The sequence below is a fragment of the Megasphaera stantonii genome (assembly GCF_003367905.1).
GTDB lineage: Bacteria > Bacillota > Negativicutes > Veillonellales > Megasphaeraceae > Megasphaera > Megasphaera stantonii.
In genome coordinates this window covers 2,427,874-2,446,172 of the sequence record NZ_CP029462.1, presented here as the reverse complement: position 1 = coordinate 2,446,172, position 18,299 = coordinate 2,427,874, and the positions used below count along the sequence as shown (strand labels likewise).

Genomic DNA, 18,299 nt, shown 5'->3' with positions numbered 1-18,299 from the left:
GTTTTGTTCTATCTATATTAAAACGTTTTATAAATCCCAGCTTCCCGCTTTTTCGTCGCTGCGTTCGATATATACGAGCCCAAGACGACGGAATAGCCTTTGCGCTCTGCGATTTGCCGCATGTAATCCAAATGGGGGCAAGGCGGCCGATGGGAGTTGTCGGAACAGACGCACGAGGCGAAATGGACGACAACGTCTTCCTTTCGTTCGCCGCGGCGCTTTAAATGCTTCGTCAGATTTTCCAGCTTGGCCGCTACTTCGGCGCCGCAGCAGCCGCCGCAGGTAACAGGCATGTAGCGGACGTCTTCTTCATAGGACGCAAAAGCGCCTTCTCGCTTGTAAAATGCATCCATGCAGGGATAGCCGCTGCAGCGGTTCATGACCAAATGACATTGAATGACGACGACGAGCTTGCTCATATCCATTCCTCCTCATAAAACAACTACACAACTACCTTCTGAGATTTCGCATCGTATGCTGCACGTAGAAATAGCTTCCCGCCGTAAACAGGCAGGCCGCGACCCAGCAGATCGGGCTGGCGCAGCAGATGCCGAAAAAGCCCCACATACCGGCCAAGACGAAGGCCGACAAGCCGCGGAACACCAGCTCGATGATGCTGCTGATGAGCGGCACGCTGGAAATCCCCATGCCCTGCAAGGCGTTACGGTAGACAAAGATCTGCCCGAGAAAAATATAAAAGGGCACAGACGTGTGCAAGTACAGCATGGCCTGCTGCAGGAGCAGGTCGTCGTGCTCCGCCGTAAAGACAGAAATGAGCTCCTGCCCGTAAAACAACATGGCCCCAATGGCAAACAGGCAGAAGCCCAGCGACACGAGGGAACACTGGCGGACGCCTTTGCGGATGCGGTCGTATTTCTGAGCGCCGTAATTCTGTGCTGAGTAAACGGCCATGGCGATACCGAAGGAAATCATAGGCTGCAGCGCCAGCTGTTCAATCCGCGTCGCCGAGACGAAGCCCGCAATGGTTTCGGGGCCAAAGGTATTGCAGACCGACTGAATCGCTAAAATCCCCAGGGAAATAATCATGAACTGCATGGCCATGGGCAGGCCCAGGCGCAGGTGCTGCCAGGCAAATTCCCTGTCGAAGGCCCAGTCGCTGCGGCGCAGTCGCAGCATGGGGAAGCGGCGGCGCATATAACAGAAGCACAGCAGGGCCGACACGCCCTGAGCGATGACCAAGGCGATAGCCGAACCGGGCACGCCCCAGCCGAACTGCATGATAAATACCAGAGCCAGAACGACGTTCAGGACAGACGACAAGATGAGAAAATACAAGGGCGTACGGCTGTCGCCTAAGGCCCGGCAGATACAAGCCAGGAGATTGTACATCATCATGGCGACGATGCCGTACGTAATGATGATGATATAACTGTACGAATCGGCGTAGAGCTCGTCGGAAATATTCATGAGCTCCATGAGCAGAGGCATCTGCCAGGCCGCAATCGTCGTCAGCAAAACCGTCAATCCGACGGCCAGCATAGCCGACATGGCGACGGAACGGCGCACGCCTTCATCATCGTTTGCTCCGAACCGCTGGCCCGTAACGACGGAAAATCCCGACGTCAGGCCGATAGTCAGGCCCAGCAGAGCCATGAACAACGGTCCCGACGCTCCGACTGCCGCCAGGGCATGGACACCGATGGTCCGTCCGACGATGATGATGTCGGCAATATTATAAAATTGCTGAAATACGTTCCCAATCAGCAGGGGAACGGTAAAAGACAAGATCAGGCGTATGGGGCTGCCTGCCGTCATATTTTTGACCATATGCCCTCCTTTATCTTTCGCCATGATAGGCGTATAAAAAAATAATAGCCTTATTATACCATAGGCCGGCTAAAAGACAAGAAAAACAAAAAGAACGGCGTCGAAAGAGTATTCTTTCTCACCGTTCTTACGGACGCGCCAGCAATACTAACGATTGCAGCTTTTTTTCACTGCATTGCTCGACGTAGCTGTACAGCAACCGTTCCAGTGCCGCTAAGCCCTTCGCGCTGAAGCGCAGCGTCTCCTCCCGCTCCCAGCGGTATTGCAGCAGGCGCTTCCAAAGCTGCCGGATCTCCGGCGTCAGCTTCTCTTCCCGCATGTCCGCCAGTCCTTCGTCGCCGAAGTAATAGCCCTCCTGACCATAGGGAGACGAAAACACGCGCACCGTATCGACGTCGGGATAAAACCCAGCCAGTCCGGCCAGCTGCCAGCCGGCGATAATCGTCAGGACCCGCGGATCCTTGGCCGCCAACAGGCGGCTGTAGCGCAGGAGCAGGCCGTACACGCCGCCGTCGACCTGCCGGTACGGTATGAGGTGCAGGACCATTTCGACGAAGATCTGCGAATACACGTAGTGATCCCACGTCAGGTTCATCATGGCCTCGTTTCCCCGGCATTCGTATTCCCGCAGGGATAGGATATCGCCTTGCTCGGCCGCATCAAAGGTAATCTCCCCCAAAGGCATAAAAGCCCCGGAGCCGCTGCGGCCGCGGCTCCGCTCGGATACAAACAGCCGCAGCACCCCTTCCTGCCGGGTAAAGACAGACAAGATCCGCTGCTTTCCCCGCTTCTGAACTTGAAGGATTAGTCCGTCGTACGGCCGGACCGGGCGGAATATATGGTTACTCCTTGTCATGGTCCCCTTCCCCCTCTGGCGGCGGCAATTCTTCCGGCGGTATGGGCACGGCCTTGAGGCGGGCAATGCGGAACCGCTGCATTTCCAATACGACAAAGCGATAGGTCCCGATAATGGCCTCTTCCTTGACGACAGGCGTATGGCCCAGCACGTTGAACACATAGCCGCCGATAGTATCCGTGTCGACGTCCTCTTCGACAGGTATGTGGAGCAGCTCTTCCACGTCCTCCAGCAATACGGTGCCGGCAAACTCATAGGCGCCGTTGGCCAGAGGCTGGATTTCTTCTTTTTCCATGCTGTGCTCGTTTTTAATGTTGCCGACCAGCTCTTCCAGAATATCTTCCAGCCCGATGAGGCCGACGGTACTGCCGTACTCGTCGACAACCATAGCCAGATAGGTCCGCCGGGCCCGCATGAGCTGCAGGAGCTTGGACGCCGGCATGATTTCCGGAACCATCAGGATAGGCCGCTTGATTTGGCGGAGGTTGGTCTGCTTGTGCATGTACAAATCCATCAAATCCTTGATGTGTATCAGCCCTAAAATATGGTCCTTGTCTTCTTCGCACAAGGGGTACCGCGTATGGCGGGACTGGCGTATCGTCGCGATGTGCTGGCTCATCGTATCTTCCAGGTACAGGCAGACGATATTCTGCCGGGGAATCATGATTTCCCGGGCCAGCCGGTCGGCAAAATCAAAGACGTTGCCGATGAGCTCGCTTTCTACCTGGTCGATCTTCCCTTCCTTGTGGCTGGCCGTGACGAGCATGCGGATTTCATCTTCCGAGTGAGCCATGTCGATTTCATTAGTCACCTCGAGGTCGCGGCCGCGGAGAATGGCCTTGCCCAGCCAGTTGCCCAGGCTGATGAGCGGGTAAAGCAGCCGGCTCCACGGCTGTATCAGCGGCCGGATCGTTTTCAGGCTCCGTTCTGCCCGCTGCAGGCCGATGGATTTAGGAATGAGCTCGCCAAACACCCAGGAGATGCCGCACAGGACGACGCAGACAACGGCGTAGGCCGCCCAGACAATCCACGCTTCGCCGGCGTACTGCACAAACTGGCCGTATCCGTTATACAAGGCGAAATAGATCGTCGCGCCGCCGACGAGGCCGAAGAGGGCCATGCCCAGCTGGGCCGTCCCTAAAAACAAGGTCGGGTTATCGTACAGCTTGAGCAGGGGCTTGGCGCTCTCATCACCGTCTTCCACCAATTCTTCGATGTATTCGCGGCGCAGCTGGGCAAAGGCAAATTTCCCTGTAACGCAGACGGCGCTGCAAAGGACACATATGCAGTAAATCACAAAACATTCCAGCAATAGTTGCGGTTCAATAAGTCATCTCTCCTATTCGTTCTTATAGCCTAGCTCGCTGAGGGCCGACGCCTTATTGCGCCAGTCGTGCTTTACTTTAACCCAAATATCCAAAAATACGGACGACCCCAGCAGGTTTTCGATTTCCCGGCGAGCCTGCTCGCCCACTTCCTTCAAAACCGAGCCGTTCTTGCCGATGACGATGCGCTTCTGCGAATCCCGTTCGACGTAAATCGTCAGGCGGATGTACACCTTGTTCCTGCCGCGGGGCTTCATCTCTTCCACGTAGGCGGCGATGGCGTGGGGCACTTCGTCGCGCGTGCATCGGAACAACTTTTCCCGGACGATTTCCGCGACGAGAAGCCGTTCAGGCTGGTCTGTAATCATGTCGTCGGGGAAATACTTCGGCCCTTCCTGCAGTATCTTTTTCAGCTCGTCCAGTACAGCGTCCACGTTGTCGCCGTTCAGCGCCGATATGGGGATAATCTGTTCAAAGGGATACAGGGCGTTGTATTCCGTAATTTTTTGGAAAATCTCTTCCTTGCTCATCAAATCGACCTTGTTGATGATAAGGAATACGGGAACGCCGGCATCTTTTACCTTGTCGAGGACGAACATGTCGCCGGGGCCCTTCTTTTCATTGCCCGAGATGAGGAACAGCACGGCGTCGATGTCCTTGAGGGACTGATAAGCCGCTTCGTCCATGAACTGCCCCAGCTTATGCTTCGGCTTGTGAATGCCCGGCGTGTCGAGGAACACAATCTGGCAGTCCTCGTCGGTGTGAATGCATAAAATGCGGTTGCGCGTCGTCTGGGCCTTATCGGACACGATCGATACTTTCTGCTTGATGATGCGGTTGATGAGCGTCGACTTGCCGACGTTCGGGCGGCCTACGACGGCGACGAATCCCGATTTAAACGTAGTTTTTTCTTCCATATATACTCCTTATTCTGTTTCTTCCTGTAGTGTGAAAGCAAAGGGCAGCAAATCCTCAAGAGCCAGCACCCGGTAAGCACCGTCGGCGCGGGTCGCGACGACATAAGACACGCCGAATTCAGCCATGACCTGCCGGCACGCGCCGCAGGGCATCGTATCGTCGGCGCTGCCGACAATGGCAACGGCCTCAAACTTCCGGCAGCCGGCGGCGACGCCGCGGAATATGGCGTTCCGCTCGGCGCAGCACGACAAGCCGTAAGAGCTGTTCTCCACGTTGCAGCCCGCATATATAACGCCGTCTTCTCCCAGAGCCGCCGCGCCGACGTAAAACCGGGAGTACGGCGCATAAGCCCTTTCCCTGGCCTTTTTCGCCGCTTCGATGAGCAGGCGGACGCTTTCCCCGTCCATTATAATTCTTCTCCCTGACGGACGTAACCCAGGCGGTGGAGGATAAATTCCTCTTCCTTGCGCATTTCCGCCTTGTCGTCAGGCTCCATGTGGTCGTAGCCGAGGATGTGCAGCATGCCGTGAATCGTCAAATAGGCCAGCTCCCGTTCAAAGGAATGGCCGTATTCTTCGGCCTGCTCCTGCACCTTTTCCAGGGAAATGACGATGTCGCCCAAAAGGGCCGCGTCGGGGCCGTCGTAGCCGTCGTCTTCCCCTTCGTTCAGGGCAAAGGACAGGACGTCTGTAGGACGGTCAATCTGGCGGTACTGCTTATTCAGCTCGTGGATGTATTCGTTGTGGCACAAGAGGACGCTGATTTCCGCATTCGGCCCCAAGCCGTACACGAGTGCCGCTTCCTGGCATACCTGCTCGATTACCTGTTCGTACGTGTCGTTCTGGAACGACGGGTCTTCGTAGTTGATGTTGATATTCATACTGGTCCACCTTTCTATTCTTTTTTATAGAAATCTTCATATGCCCGTATGATCCGCCCGACCATGTCGTGACGGACGACGTCTTCGTCGGTAAAGTACACCATGCCCAGTCCGCGGACGTTCTGCAGGACCTTCTGGGCTTCGATGAGGCCGGACATCTTGCGGTCTACTAAGTCTATCTGCGTGACGTCGCCGTTGACGACGACGCGGGAATGATTGCCCATACGGGTCAGGAACATCTTCATCTGCTCTTTCGTCGTATTCTGCGCTTCGTCGAGAATGATAAACGATTCCTCCAGCGTCCGGCCGCGCATGTAGGCCAGCGGCGCTACCTCGATGATATTGCGGGTCACCATCTTCTGAAACTGGTCGTAGCCGAACATATCCGCCAAAGCGTCGTAAAGGGGCCGCAGGTACGGGTCGATCTTCTCCTGCAAATCACCGGGCAGAAAGCCCAGCTTTTCGCCGGCTTCTACGGCCGGGCGGGTCAGGATAATCCGCTCTACTTCGCGGTTCTTCAAATAATACGACGCCAAGGCTACGGCCAGGTAGGTCTTGCCCGTGCCGGCCGGGCCGATGCCGAAGGTCACGAGATTTTTCCGTATGGAATCGACGTACTGCTTCTGTCCCGCCGTCTTGGGCTTGATGAGCCGTCCCCGGGCCGAAATGCTGACCGTGTCGCCGTAAATAGACTGGAGCAGGTCTTCCTTTCCCTGCTTGATCAGCGACGACGAGTAGCGCACGTGCTGCGTCGTCATGTACGTATTTTCCCGGTACAGGTACCGCAGCGTGCGCAGCACCGTCTCCACCTGGCTGACGCCGGGCTCGCCGCCGACGATAATCACTTCGTCGCCGCGGGAGGCAATGCGGCAGTCAGGAAATTCCTTCTGTATGGTCTTTAAAAATTCGTCCTTCATGCCCAGCACGGCTTTGGCCTCGGACAAGTCCGAAAAGATAAATCGTTTTTCCATAGGCAATGGTCATGTCCCCTTTGTTAGTAATCTGTAAATTTCCGCACGGCTTTTCCGTGAAGGTACGTGCATTTCGCACCTTGACGGGTGTCGCGCCGCGCGAGCTCAGCGTCGATCATATCGCGGATTTTCCACCAGCCCATGCCCCAGTTGGCAAATTCCGTCGCTTCCTTCGGCGCCCGGCCGATGAGCCGCTGGAACACGATGTCCGGCCGCGTGTATTCCAAAAAGGTCACGACGCGATCTACGTATTCCTCGGCGGAAATAAGCTGTATCTCCCCGGCCTTGTACCAGTCGGCCATGACGGTATTCTTGATGATGTACAGGGCGTGGAGCTTGATTTCGTGCGTCGGCAGGGCGGAAATAATCTTGGCCGTCTCGACGACGTCTTCCATCGTATCCCAGGGCAAGTCCAATATGACGTGGGTGCAGTTGCGGAAGGGATAGGCCTGTATCATCATCATGGCGTCGATGTATTCGGCCAGCGTGTGGCCCCGGTTGATTTTCTGCAGCGTCTTGTAGTTAACCGTCTGCAGGCCGAACTCGACGAGGATATCGACGCCGTAGTTCTCCTTGATGTCCGCCATAATATCGAAATACGTCGTATTAACGCAGTCCGGCCGCGTCGCGACGGCGATGCCGACGATGTCGGGCCGGCAGGCTTCGATGAGGTATTGGCGGAACACGTCGGGCCGGATATAGGTGTTTGTGAAGTTTTGGAAATAGGCGATGAATTTATTGGCTTTGTATTTAGGCTGGATATGGGCGATGTTGGCCTCTATCTGCCGCCGTATGGTCATGTCGGCCGGCAGGTTTTCATACCCTGCGCCGATAGAGCCGCAGAAGGCGCAGCCCCGCGTGCCCAGCGTGCCGTCGCGGTTCGGGCACGTATCGGGAATGCTGATGGGCAGCTTATATACCTTTTCGCCGTACCGTTCTTTTAAATACGTCGAATATACATTATATCGTTCGTTCATATCTTATAATTCCTCTGCTCTGTGTTTAGGCGGCACGATCTGCCACGACACGCCGCCCTTTCGTTTTTCTGCCAGAATATAGGCTCCTCCTTCGGGAACGGCCGTATAGCGCCGCAGCTCGTCCAGCGTATCCCTGCCGACGGGCCAGACGCGGCAGCGCATCTTGACGTCGCGCCAGCTCGTGAAAACGTAATCGGGTACATACTGGCGCAGCCATTCCTCGTCGCGGAACATAGCGTCCGTCTCTTCGCGAGGCGCTTCCTGCCAGCCCAAAAAGCCGGCATGATAGCGGAACTGGAAGCATACCTGCATATCCAGGGCCAGCAAATCCGCCGCGACGGCCTGCTGTTCTTCCGTCAGGCCCAGCCTGTCCCGGCAGCAATGCCACAAGAACTGGCAGAGCCCCTCGTCCGACAGGGCCTGTTCGTCGTACCCCAGGGCCAGCCATTCGTCGGTCAGGCCTTCGTACAAAGCAAAATAATCCCGGGCGTAGATTCGGGATACATAGGACAAAAGACAGGTAAATTTTCCCGAATTATAGGTTCGTTCAAAGACGTCCTCAAAGACCTTCATGTACCGCACCCGTTCATAAGGCAGCCACGTCGTTTCCAGCACTTCGTAAGGCCCCTGCGGGTCATAGCGGTAGTCGCCGCCGTAATCGCGGCGGATGCCCGAGCCCTTGAGGAGCTTCAAAAAACCAATCTGCAGCTTGTGGGGCCTGAGAGCGTATATATCGTTAAACGACTGGCGCAGGCGGCCGAAATCCTCATAAGGAAGACCGACAATCAAATCCAGATGCAGGTGGATGTTTCCGCATGCCAAGAGCCGTTCCATAATATGCTCGATGCGCGGCCAGTCGTTGTGCCGCCGAATAGCCTGCAGCGTCGGCTCGTGGGTCGACTGAATGCCCATCTCCAGCTGGATGCGCCCTTTAGGAGCCGCTGCCAGCAGCTCCAGGTCTTCGTCCATGAGCAGGCCCGGCTCGATTTCCAAATGGAAGTTGATATCTTCGATCACGTCAATCATATAGCGCAGCAGCGGCCGGTAGTGGGCCGGATTGCAGTTGAAGGTCCTGTCGACGAATTTGACCTGATGCACGCCGGCTGCGACGAACTGTTCCATCTCCTGCAGCACGAGGGGCACGGAGCGGAAGCGGACGGCGTCGTTCATGCCCGACAGGCAGTATTGGCAGTGAAACGGGCAGCCGCGGGAGCTTTCGTAATACATGATCTTATGGTCGAGCAGGGAAAAATCCTGCCCCTCATAGGGAAAGGGCAGACGGTCCAGCTCGGCCACTTCCTGATAGGCATCACTGCCCTGAATCTGGCCTCCGACTCGTCCCATGACGCCCGGTACAGCCATCCCGTCTTCGCCTCGCGCTAAGGCCTGCAGAAAGGCCGGCACCATATCTTCTCCCTCACCTTGAAGTACGTAATCAATGTCGGGATGGTCCCGCAATATCTCCTCTGCCGTATAGGACACTTCCGGCCCGCCGACAAAGACGATCGTCTGCGGCCGCACCTGCTTGATGAGGGAAATGATATGGCAGGTCATTTCGATATTCCATATATAACAGGAAAAGCCGATGATATCGGCGTCGAACTTGGAAATGCGGCGCAGAATGTCATAGGCATGCTGATTGATCGTATATTCCGCCGTCTTCACCGCGACGCCCTGCCGGCGGCACGCCGTATAAAGGCAGCGCAGCGCCAGGGAGGAATGGATGAACTTGGCGTTTAAGATAGTCAATAAAGTGTTCATGTAAGTCTTCTTTCCTTCAGTCAGAAAGTAATATCACTACAATTATACTACATGCCGCTCCTTTTCGCACCCTATGAGGCTATGCGATTTTGCACAGTCGCCTTAGACCTGTCGGGCATACGCGGCGTATCTTCCGCCCTCTCTATTCACAATGGCGCCTATGGAGTATAATAATAGGTATGAAATTATTTATCAGGGAGGCATATCTATGCTGAAAATTGCTCTCGCCCAGCTTGATATACATGCCGGCGACCCGCGCTTCAATACCGCCGCCATGAAAAAAGCCATCTCCAAGGCTAAGCAGCAGGGCTGCGACATGATTATCTTCCCGGAACTTTCGATTCCGGGCTATTTTATCGGCGACGTCTGGGATCAGCCCGACTTCATCGACGACTGCGTCCGCTTCGGCGAAGAAATCCAGGCCGCTTCAGAAGGAATTACCGTCGTCTACGGCAACGTAGCCAAGGAACCGGGCCGGGTCAACTTAGACGGCCGGACCCGCAAGTACAACGCCATGTTCATCGCCAGCGACGGCAAGCTCCTGTCGCCGGAACGGTCGCCCTATCCGTTTTACATCAAGACGCTCCTTCCCAACTACCGGGAGTTCAGCGACATCCGCTATTTCACATCCCTCATGGAAGTGGCCCAGGAGCGGCGCGCCTTTCCGGAAGACTTCTTGTCGCCCGTCCACATCGCCTTCGCCGACGGACGGAAGCTCTGCGTAGGCCCGCTCATCTGCGAAGACAGCTGGGACGACAACTATCCCTTCAAGCCCATGTCGTACTTAGGCAATACGTACGATATCGACCTGTTCGTCAACATTTCCAGCTCTCCCTTTACGCAGGGCAAGACGGAGCGGCGTCACCGCCTGTTCGGCAAAGCCATCGGCGAAATCGGCAAGCCCGCCGTATACGTCAACTGCACGGGCATCCAGAACAACGGCAAAAATGTCTACACCTTCGACGGTTCCAGCAGCGCCTACGACAAGGACGGCCGCCTTCACTACGAATGCGCCGCCTTCGGCGAAGAGCTGGCCATCGTCGAATACGACGAGCAGAACCACGTCTTCACGTCGCCGGTCCACGTCAACGAACAGCGCGGCAGCACGGCCGACATCTACGCCAGCCTGCATTACGGCCTGAAATCCTTTATGGGCTCCCTCGGCCTGGATCACGTCGTCATCGGCGTATCGGGCGGCATCGACTCGGCCGTCAACGCCGCCTTATACGCCACAGTCCTTCCGCCGGAACACATCCTCTTAGTCAACATGCCCAGCTGCTACAACTCGGAAATGACCAAGGGCCTGGCTAAGGAGTTAGCCGACAACCTGGGCTGCTTGTATACGGTCATTCCCGTACAGGACAGCCTGGAATTGACGCGCCGCCAATTCAGCGACGCCGTATTATATAAAAACGACGTCGAATCAGGCCGTCTGGAGCTGACCAGCTTCATTGAAGAAAACATCCAGGCCCGGGACCGTTCCAGCCGTATTCTGGCCGCGGCGGCAGCCGCCTTCGGCGGCGTCTTCACCTGCAACGCCAACAAGGCCGAATCATCTGTCGGCTACGCTACGCTGTACGGCGACAGCGCCGGCTTCTTGGCCGCGACGGCCGACTTGTGGAAGCATCAGGTCTACGACCTGGCCCGGTACTTGAACGACGAAGTGTTCAAACGGGAAGTCATTCCCCGCGGCTCTATCGACATCGTCCCCAGCGCCGAGCTGTCTTCCAATCAGGACATCACCAAAGGCCAGGGCGACCCCCTGGTGTATCCCTATCACGACTACCTCTTCGCCGCCTTCATCGAACGGTGGCAGCGGGCGACGCCGGAGTCGATTCTCCAATGGTATGCCGACGGCACGCTGGAAGAACACATCGGCTGCCCCATCAAGGTGCGCGACCTCTTTCCCGACGCGGCGTCCTTCATCGCCGACTTGGAAAAATGGTGGCGCCTCATCGCCGGCTTTGCCGTCGCCAAGCGCATTCAATGCCCGCCAATCTTATCCGTCAGCCGCCGTTCCTTCGGCAACGACCTGCGGGAATCGCAGCTCAAGCCGTATTATACGACGCGCTATTTGGAATTAAAAGAAAAACTGCTGCAAGGCAGATAACTGCATATACGACGCATACAGCCGCATCGCAGCGATGCGGCTTTTTGTCGTACACCGTATTGAGCATACAGAAAAGGAGTTCTCACGGGAACATACCCACGAGAACTCCTTTTCTGCACTTTCAGCCAACGGTGCTGCACAAGGCAGCACCGCTGAGCCAAAAACGTAAATCCAGTATCGCCCTTCCAGTCAAAAGGGAAGCTGCAGATACAATACTCTTACATATCACCTAATCTGCCGATGGTCTGTTTCTTCTTCACCGGCTGATGGCCGATTTTTTCAACGAGGATGAACAGCATCGGAATGAGGAATACGCCCAGAATCGTCGCCATAGACGTACCGAAGACGACGACGATACCCATGGTGACACGGGATGCCGCGCCGGCGCCCGTAGCAAGAGCCAACGGGATAGAGCCTACGACGAAGGCCAGGGACGTCATGACGATAGGACGGAGACGAATCTTCGCCGCTTCAATCGCCGCCGATACGGGATCCATGCCGCGTTCATCGACACGGACTTTAGCGTATTCGATAATCAGGATGGCGTTTTTAGCCGCCAAACCGATAACGGCGAGAATACCGATCTGGAAGTAAATGTTGTTCGTCTGGTCGAAGATGTACGTGAACAGCGTCGCGCCGAACAAGCCGGCCGGCACGCTGAACAGTACGGCGAACGGTACCTTCCAGCTTTCGTACAAGGCTGCCAATACGAGGAATACGAAGAGGATAGCCAGACCGAAGACGTAAATCGTCTTGTTGCCGGCTTCGACTTCTTCACGGCTCATGTCGGCCCATTCATAGGTGTAGCCTTCGCCGAGCGTATCGGCGGCGACTTCCTGCAGGGCTTTCAGCGCATCGCCGGAGCTCTGGCCGGCAGCCGGAGCGCCCATGATCTTAATGGCCGGATAGTCGTTGAAACGAGTGATAATAGAAGCCGAGCCAATCGGACGGGGCCGTACGAAGTTGGCCACGGAAATGAGCTCGTTATTGGAATTGCGGACGTAGAGGTTCTTGTTGCCGTCGACGGTTTCGCGGAACTGCGGAGCTGCCTGGATGACGACCTTAAAGTTACGTCCGAAAATAGTGAAGTCGTTGATCTGGTACGAGCCGTAGAAAGACTGCAAGGTCTGGTATACAGAGCTCATGGATACGCCTTCTCTGGCAACCATGTCGCGGTCTACGTCGAGGTAATACCCCGGCGTATCGTTGGAAAAGGCCGTATAGACGGAGCCGATTTCCGGCCGTTTCGCCGCTTCGGCGATGAACTTATTGGCCGTTTCCATCAATTCGTCTGTCGTGTGGCCGCCGCGGTTTTCGATGTGCAGCGTAAAGCCGGCAGAAATGCCCATGCCGTCAATAGGCGGCGGGTTGATGGCGACGACCGAAGCCTGGGGAATCTGCGCACCGTGAGCCATGATCTTGCCTACCAGCGCGTCAACGGACATGCTCGGATCTTTACGCTGATCCCAGTCTTCCATGCCGACGAAAGCCGTCGCACCATTCGTCTTAGCGCCGCCGGCCAGCATGTTGTAGCCAACGATATTCATGGACTGCGTAACGCCGGGCTGCTGTTCAATCCAGTTGCCCAAATCGACGGCAATCTGCTTGGTAATCGTCTGGGACGTGCCTTCCGGCAAGGTCGTGCTGACGATGACGAAGCCGTTATCTTCCGACGGCACGAAGCCTGTCGGAATGATGGTGAACAAGAATCCGGAAATACCGGAAATCATAATCAGGAAAGCGACGCTCCACTTGATGCGCCGGTTCAAATGCACCAGACGGATACCGTACCAGTTCGTCATGCGTTCAAAAGCACGATTGAACTGCTGGAAAAATTTAAAGATGCCTTTCGGATTTTCCGTCGGTTTATGAACCTTCAGGATAGAGGCGCACATGGCCGGCGTCAGCGTCAGGGCGACGAAGGCCGAAATGGCCACGGAAATAGCAATCGTAAAGGCAAACTGCCGGTACAAAATACCGCTCATGCCGCTCAGGAAGCCGACTGGGATAAATACGGACGCCAGTACGCAGGCAACGCCGATAACCGGGTTCTGTACGTTCTGCATGGCGATGATCGTCGCTTCCCTCGGCCCCTTGTTGTTGTACTTGATTTCATATTCGACAGCTTCGATAACGACGATGGCATCGTCGACGAGAAGGCCGATAGCCAAAACCATGGCGAACAAGGTCAGGGTATTAATGGAGAAATCTAAAATCGTAAAGCAGGCAAAGGTCCCGAGCAGCGATACAGGAACGGCGATCAGCGGGATCAGCGTCGACCGACCGCTCTGGAGGAACAAGTATACGATAGCCGCTACGAGGAGCAGCGCTTCCACAAAGGTGTGAATAACTTCGTTGATAGACGCCGATACGAACTTCGTGCTGTCGTAAATAATACGGTAATCCAAGTCGGATGGGAAGGATTTTTTAGCTTCTTCCAATACTTCCCGCGCGCCGCTTACAGTCTGCATGGCATTGGCGTCTGACGTCAGGCTGACCATGAAGCCGGCCTGAGGCTGGCCGTTGAAGTTGCCTTCCACGTTATAATCCTTTGCACCCAATTCTACCGTGGCGACATCGCCGACGCGAACCATCGTTCCGTCCGGATTGGTACGGACGATGACATCTCGGAATTGTTCGGCAGTCTGGAGACGGCCTTCAGCGCGCATTGTATACTGGTACGTCTGGTCGTTCGTCGTCGGCTGCGAGCCGATGGAGCCGACGGCAGCCTGGATATTCTGGCCTTCAATAGCAGAAATAATATCCGTCGGCGTGACCTGAAGGATATTCATCTTCAGCGGGTCCATCCAGATACGCATGGCGTAGTCGGAGCCAAATTCTTCAACGTTGCCGACGCCGGAAACGGATTTCAAGGCATCCATAAAGAACTGGGTTGCATAGTTCTTCATGAACGTGGCGTCATAAGTACCGTTCGGGGAATACAAGGCGAAAACCATAGCCGTAGAACTCGTCGATTTCTGGACCGTAACGCCTGTTGCCGTAACTTCCTGCGGCAATGTCGCCTGAACCTGGCTGACGCGGTTCTGCGTATTAACCGTGTCCATGTCGTCGTTACTGCCCGTTTCGAACTGGACGGTCAGGGAATACCGGCCGCTGTCGTTACTGGAGCTGGACATGTTTACCATGTCGTCGACGCCGATCATCTGGCGTTCGATGACGCTGGCGACGGTATCACTGATAACTTCGGCGTTAGCGCCTGTATAGGTCGCGGACACGCTGACCTGCGGAGGCGTAACGTTCGGATATTTTGCGACAGGCAGGGACATCATCGCCAAGAGACCGGCAATCGATATGATCAACGATATGACGATGGCGAAGATCGGCCTGTCAATAAAGAATTTTGATATCACTCTCTCGCCCCCTATTTACTTTCTGTTTTCACAGCTATATCGGAGCCGCTTTCAATTTCGGCTTTTGTCAGCAAGTGCTGATCGAGCGTCGCGCCGCCCGTAGCTTTCTGGTAGCCGTCGACGATGATGAGGTCGCCGTCGCTGATGCCTTCGTTGATAATCCAGAACTTGCCGACCTTCTGACCCGGCGTAACGGGCTTATTCTGCGCCTTGCCTTCGCTGTCGATGACTGAGACGAAGTAGCGGCCCAGGGTCTGCTGTACGGCGCGCTGCGGAACCATGACGGCGTGCTGCTGTACCTGCGTGTCAGAAACGACGGTAGCGTACAAGCCCGGAATCAGGAGGTTCTGCGGATTTTCAAACTGCGCTTTGATAATGATGGAGCCGGAATTGCCGTCCATGCCGTGGTTAATCTGCACGACGTGGCCTTCATAGGCGTACATAGAGCCGTCACTCAGGCGCAGCTGCAGATGGTCTCCCCAGCTGCCCGGTTCGTCCGACCGCTTCTTCATCATCTGCAGGTATTCCGCTTCGCTGACGGAGAATTCTACGTACACAGGATCTAACGTAGAAATCGTCACCAAGTCGGTCTGGCCGGCTGTAGCGTACGTGCCGACGGCTACGTCGTCGACGTTGAGCTTGCCGCTGAACGGAGCGTATACGATCGTATCGTCGACGTTATCCTGAGCAGATTGCACCAGCGCGTCGTTGGCTTCCAGCACAGCCTGCTGCTGCCGCGTCGCCGCTTCCTGATCCGTCAGTGTCTGAACGGAAATCGCGTCCTGCTCGACCAGCTGCTGATACCGGCGCAGGTTGAGCTGCTGATTGGCCAGATTGGCCGCAGCCTGAGCCCGGTTGGCCTTGGCGTTTTCCAAAGCCGCATCGTATTCGCGGCTGTCGATACGGAATAAAGGCTGCCCCGCCGTGACCTGCTGGCCGCCCTGCACGTATTTTTCAACGACGCGGCCGGAAATCTTAGCGCGTACAGGAACCTTATCCGTCGCAATGACCGTGCCGCTGTACTCGGCCCGCACAGGCGTGTCTTCCGCCGTTACCTTATACGTATTGACGGCGACAGGCGCCTTCTGCCCGGCCTCCTGAGAGCCGCACCCTGCCAATAACGACGCGACAGTCAGCACCGTCACGCCCATCGTGAATACCTTATGTTTGTGTATCATTCGTTACTTGCCTCCTGTCTTTTTATTCCGTATAAAATTACACGGATACATTTTTCCATATATTCGGAAAAAGAAGATTCATGTTCCGACTCGTCGAAGTATTCCAATATATCATCGGAAGCGCTGTGCAGCATGTGAATCAGAAGAAACTTATCGACTTCCTTAAAGGAATCTTCCTGCTGCGCTTGTTCGAACAACTGGCTCAGCAGCGCCCAATCCATGCGGCGCCGTTCTTCCAGCGCGGCGCAGACCTCGGGCATCTTGCGCAGGATTTCGTCGGTCTTGCGAACGGAAAGAACGGAGATATAATGCGTTTTTACATTGAAGAAGTTTATGATTTTTTCTTCCGTCGTCATCTCCGTATTCGCCAGCAGGGCCACATGCTGTTCATGTATGTCGTCGATTAAAGAAAGCATCGATTTCTCAATAATTTCCTGCTTCGATGAAAAATGCTCGTACAGCGTGCGCTTACTGATGCGAAGGTTTCGAGCCAAATCATCCATATGAAAATCCGCGCCGCGGCGGTTGATTTCATGCAAAGCTTCGGCAATGATCTTTTCTCGAATATCTGCCGCCATTTCAACACATCCTATGTAATATAGTAAACTAAAAATGAAAACTCAGTACCAATTTATAGTTTAATATACTCTATCTTATTAGTCAATAGAAATTATCTGGGTGATGAAAACTTTTATTTCTTTTTAAGTTTCCGACGGCCATCCGTTAGTATGTCTTTCCCAAAGACGCAATGCGTATTTTCATGATGGCCTTTTTAATCGGTTTCCCCTCTCCGTCGGGAGCGCAGAGGCAGCGATGGCCGTCGGCAGGCGTAAAGACGGCGAAGGTTCCCGGGACCATGCGAATTACCGTATCTTCGCCAATGCGGGGATTATAAAACCAGGCATCGGACGCCGAGCGGTCTTCCACGACGGCGCCGGCGTTGCGAATGGGCTGATAACCGATGATTTCGTCTCCTTCAATGACCGTCTGGATGTCGATGTACTCGCGATGGGCTTCCATCGTCCGTTCCGCCGCCGGATGGGTTTCGCCGACGTCGACGTTCATGTAGTTGCCGTCGCCTAATTCATGGCGTCCCGGTTCGAGCGAAGCCAAATCGTACGACGCCAGCTTTTCTATCCACTTGGCTACTCCTGCCGGCACGTACGGAATCTCTTTTTCCCACTGCTTTAAATTACCTACGTACATAGCTCGTCCCTCCTAGTCTTCTTCCTGTTCCCGCTGCGTTACGTTTTTATCGAACAGCGCATCGGCAAATTGAGCCGCGTCGAAGGGCCGCAGGTCGTCAGCACCTTCGCCGACGCCGACCCAGCGGACGGGCACGCCCAATTCCCGCTTGATAGACAAGATAATGCCGCCCTTGGCCGTGCCGTCGAGCTTGGTCAGCACGACGCCCGTCAGGGGCACGACATCGCCGAACAGCTTGGCCTGGCTGACGGCGTTCTGTCCCGTCGTCGCGTCGAGGACCAGCAGCGTTTCATGAGGCGCGCCGTCGATGTTGCGGCCGGCCACGCGGGCCATCTTCCGCAGCTCTTCCATGAGGTTTGATTTCGTGTGAAGCCGTCCGGCCGTATCGACGAGGAGTACGTCGATGCCCCTGGCCTTAGCCGAAGCCGTAGCGTCGAACACGACGGCCGCCGCGTCGGCCCCTTCCTGATGCTTTACGATAGGCACGTCGTTCCGTTCGGCCCAAATCGTCAGCTGCTCCGATGCAGCGGCGCGGAACGTATCGCCGGCGGCCAGCATGACCTTTTTCCCCTGCTGGGTGTAATACTTGGCCAGCTTGCCGATAGTCGTCGTCTTTCCGACGCCGTTGACGCCGACGATGAAGATGACCTCCGTCGTCCCCGTCCGGTCCGGCATGGGCTCGGCGTTTTCCTCCAACAGCTCGACAACGCATTTTTCCAAATAAGGAACGACGTCGTTTCCGTCGCGAATCTCTTTCGATTTGACGCCTTCTCTGATTTTACCCAGCAGGTAATCCGTCGTTTCGACACCGATATCGCTGGTCAGCATGACCGCTTCCAAATCCTCGTACATTTCGTCGTCGATCTTGGCGTAGCCGCGGACGACCGTTTCAATATTCTGAATAAATGATTTCTTCGTCTTTTCCAGACCTTTGCGCAATTTTGAAAAAAAGCCCATG

At 55.5% G+C, this 18,299-nt stretch carries 16 protein-coding genes; 1 reads left to right on the top strand and 15 read right to left on the bottom strand.

Annotated features, from left to right (window positions below; genetic code table 11):
- Positions 1 to 17: 17 nt before the first annotated feature.
- The 10 genes from DKB62_RS11555 to DKB62_RS11510 all read right to left on the bottom strand — a co-directional run bounded on the left by DKB62_RS11555 (position 18) and on the right by DKB62_RS11510 (position 9,476).
- Positions 18 to 419 (bottom strand): CGGC domain-containing protein, encoded by a 402-nt coding sequence (locus tag DKB62_RS11555; RefSeq protein ID WP_107195276.1) that lies wholly within the window; start codon positions 417 to 419, stop codon positions 18 to 20.
- A 31-nt stretch (positions 420 to 450) separates the two neighbouring features.
- Positions 451 to 1,788, bottom strand: a complete 1,338-nt coding sequence (locus DKB62_RS11550) for an MATE family efflux transporter (protein ID WP_162860314.1) — start codon at positions 1,786 to 1,788, stop codon at positions 451 to 453.
- Between the two features lie 127 nt (positions 1,789 to 1,915).
- The gene (gene recO, locus DKB62_RS11545; RefSeq protein WP_107195277.1) at positions 1,916 to 2,644 is read right to left on the bottom strand and encodes a DNA repair protein RecO; all 729 of its coding nucleotides are present in this window, start codon (positions 2,642 to 2,644) and stop codon (positions 1,916 to 1,918) included.
- Positions 2,631 to 3,941 (bottom strand): hemolysin family protein, encoded by a 1,311-nt coding sequence (locus DKB62_RS11540; protein ID WP_414467272.1) that lies wholly within the window; start codon positions 3,939 to 3,941, stop codon positions 2,631 to 2,633. Before DKB62_RS11540 ends, recO begins: the two co-directional genes overlap by 14 nt.
- 42 nt (positions 3,942 to 3,983) lie before the next feature.
- Entirely contained in the window at positions 3,984 to 4,886 is a 903-nt protein-coding gene (era, locus tag DKB62_RS11535) for a GTPase Era (protein WP_087477518.1), read from the bottom strand.
- Positions 4,887 to 4,895: 9 nt separating this feature from the next.
- A complete protein-coding gene (locus DKB62_RS11530) occupies positions 4,896 to 5,294 on the bottom strand; it encodes a cytidine deaminase (RefSeq protein WP_107195279.1) in 399 nt (132 codons plus the stop codon).
- Positions 5,294 to 5,767 carry an rRNA maturation RNase YbeY gene (ybeY, locus tag DKB62_RS11525; RefSeq protein WP_087477520.1) on the bottom strand — a complete coding sequence of 158 codons (474 nt, stop codon included), beginning with the start codon at positions 5,765 to 5,767 and terminating at the stop codon, positions 5,294 to 5,296. The genes DKB62_RS11530 and ybeY overlap by 1 nt, the downstream gene beginning before the upstream one ends.
- Positions 5,768 to 5,781: 14 nt before the next feature.
- Positions 5,782 to 6,738, bottom strand: coding sequence for a PhoH family protein (locus DKB62_RS11520; RefSeq protein ID WP_087477521.1), 957 nt, complete (start codon positions 6,736 to 6,738; stop codon positions 5,782 to 5,784).
- Between the two features lie 23 nt (positions 6,739 to 6,761).
- Complete coding sequence (gene mnmL / locus DKB62_RS11515) at positions 6,762 to 7,715, bottom strand: tRNA modification radical SAM protein MnmL/YtqA (RefSeq protein ID WP_107195280.1); 954 nt, start codon at positions 7,713 to 7,715, stop codon at positions 6,762 to 6,764.
- A 3-nt stretch (positions 7,716 to 7,718) separates the two neighbouring features.
- The gene (locus DKB62_RS11510) at positions 7,719 to 9,476 is read right to left on the bottom strand and encodes a B12-binding domain-containing radical SAM protein (RefSeq protein WP_107195281.1); all 1,758 of its coding nucleotides are present in this window, start codon (positions 9,474 to 9,476) and stop codon (positions 7,719 to 7,721) included.
- Between the two features lie 208 nt (positions 9,477 to 9,684).
- Here DKB62_RS11510 and nadE point away from each other — a divergent pair, with 208 nt between their 5' ends.
- Positions 9,685 to 11,586, top strand: a complete 1,902-nt coding sequence (gene nadE / locus DKB62_RS11505; RefSeq protein ID WP_107195282.1) for an NAD(+) synthase — start codon at positions 9,685 to 9,687, stop codon at positions 11,584 to 11,586.
- A gap of 218 nt (positions 11,587 to 11,804) precedes the next feature.
- Here the strand turns inward: nadE and DKB62_RS11500 are convergent, their stop codons facing one another.
- The 5 genes from DKB62_RS11500 to ftsY all read right to left on the bottom strand — a co-directional run bounded on the left by DKB62_RS11500 (position 11,805) and on the right by ftsY (position 18,298).
- Entirely contained in the window at positions 11,805 to 14,957 is a 3,153-nt protein-coding gene (locus DKB62_RS11500) for an efflux RND transporter permease subunit (protein ID WP_107195283.1), read from the bottom strand.
- A gap of 11 nt (positions 14,958 to 14,968) precedes the next feature.
- Positions 14,969 to 16,135: an efflux RND transporter periplasmic adaptor subunit gene (locus DKB62_RS11495; RefSeq protein WP_087477526.1), complete on the bottom strand. Its 1,167-nt coding sequence runs from the start codon at positions 16,133 to 16,135 to the stop codon at positions 14,969 to 14,971.
- Positions 16,132 to 16,713: a TetR/AcrR family transcriptional regulator gene (locus tag DKB62_RS11490; protein ID WP_087477527.1), complete on the bottom strand. Its 582-nt coding sequence runs from the start codon at positions 16,711 to 16,713 to the stop codon at positions 16,132 to 16,134. The genes DKB62_RS11495 and DKB62_RS11490 overlap by 4 nt, the downstream gene beginning before the upstream one ends.
- 145 nt (positions 16,714 to 16,858) lie before the next feature.
- Entirely contained in the window at positions 16,859 to 17,341 is a 483-nt protein-coding gene (locus DKB62_RS11485) for a NanQ anomerase/TabA/YiaL family protein (RefSeq protein WP_107195284.1), read from the bottom strand.
- 12 nt (positions 17,342 to 17,353) lie between these two features.
- Positions 17,354 to 18,298 (bottom strand): signal recognition particle-docking protein FtsY, encoded by a 945-nt coding sequence (gene ftsY, locus DKB62_RS11480; protein ID WP_087477529.1) that lies wholly within the window; start codon positions 18,296 to 18,298, stop codon positions 17,354 to 17,356.
- Between the last annotated feature and the right edge of the window lies 1 nt (position 18,299).

Bases quoted from the DNA above. Each gene is read 5' to 3' on its own strand.
- DKB62_RS11530 (WP_107195279.1), bottom strand. From the start codon at position 5,294: ATGGACGGGGAAAGCGTCCGCCTGCTCATCGAAGCGGCGAAAAAGGCC.
- DKB62_RS11490 (WP_087477527.1), bottom strand. From the start codon at position 16,713: ATGGCGGCAGATATTCGAGAAAAGATCATTGCCGAAGCTTTGCATGAA.
- DKB62_RS11555 (WP_107195276.1), bottom strand. From the start codon at position 419: ATGAGCAAGCTCGTCGTCGTCATTCAATGTCATTTGGTCATGAACCGC.
- DKB62_RS11520 (WP_087477521.1), bottom strand. From the start codon at position 6,738: ATGGAAAAACGATTTATCTTTTCGGACTTGTCCGAGGCCAAAGCCGTG.
- ybeY (WP_087477520.1), bottom strand. From the start codon at position 5,767: ATGAATATCAACATCAACTACGAAGACCCGTCGTTCCAGAACGACACG.
- mnmL (WP_107195280.1), bottom strand. From the start codon at position 7,715: ATGAACGAACGATATAATGTATATTCGACGTATTTAAAAGAACGGTAC.
- nadE (WP_107195282.1), top strand. From the start codon at position 9,685: ATGCTGAAAATTGCTCTCGCCCAGCTTGATATACATGCCGGCGACCCG.
- ftsY (WP_087477529.1), bottom strand. From the start codon at position 18,298: ATGGGCTTTTTTTCAAAATTGCGCAAAGGTCTGGAAAAGACGAAGAAA.
- DKB62_RS11510 (WP_107195281.1), bottom strand. From the start codon at position 9,476: ATGAACACTTTATTGACTATCTTAAACGCCAAGTTCATCCATTCCTCC.
- recO (WP_107195277.1), bottom strand. From the start codon at position 2,644: ATGACAAGGAGTAACCATATATTCCGCCCGGTCCGGCCGTACGACGGA.
- DKB62_RS11485 (WP_107195284.1), bottom strand. From the start codon at position 17,341: ATGTACGTAGGTAATTTAAAGCAGTGGGAAAAAGAGATTCCGTACGTG.
- DKB62_RS11495 (WP_087477526.1), bottom strand. From the start codon at position 16,135: ATGATACACAAACATAAGGTATTCACGATGGGCGTGACGGTGCTGACT.
- era (WP_087477518.1), bottom strand. From the start codon at position 4,886: ATGGAAGAAAAAACTACGTTTAAATCGGGATTCGTCGCCGTCGTAGGC.
- DKB62_RS11550 (WP_162860314.1), bottom strand. From the start codon at position 1,788: ATGGTCAAAAATATGACGGCAGGCAGCCCCATACGCCTGATCTTGTCT.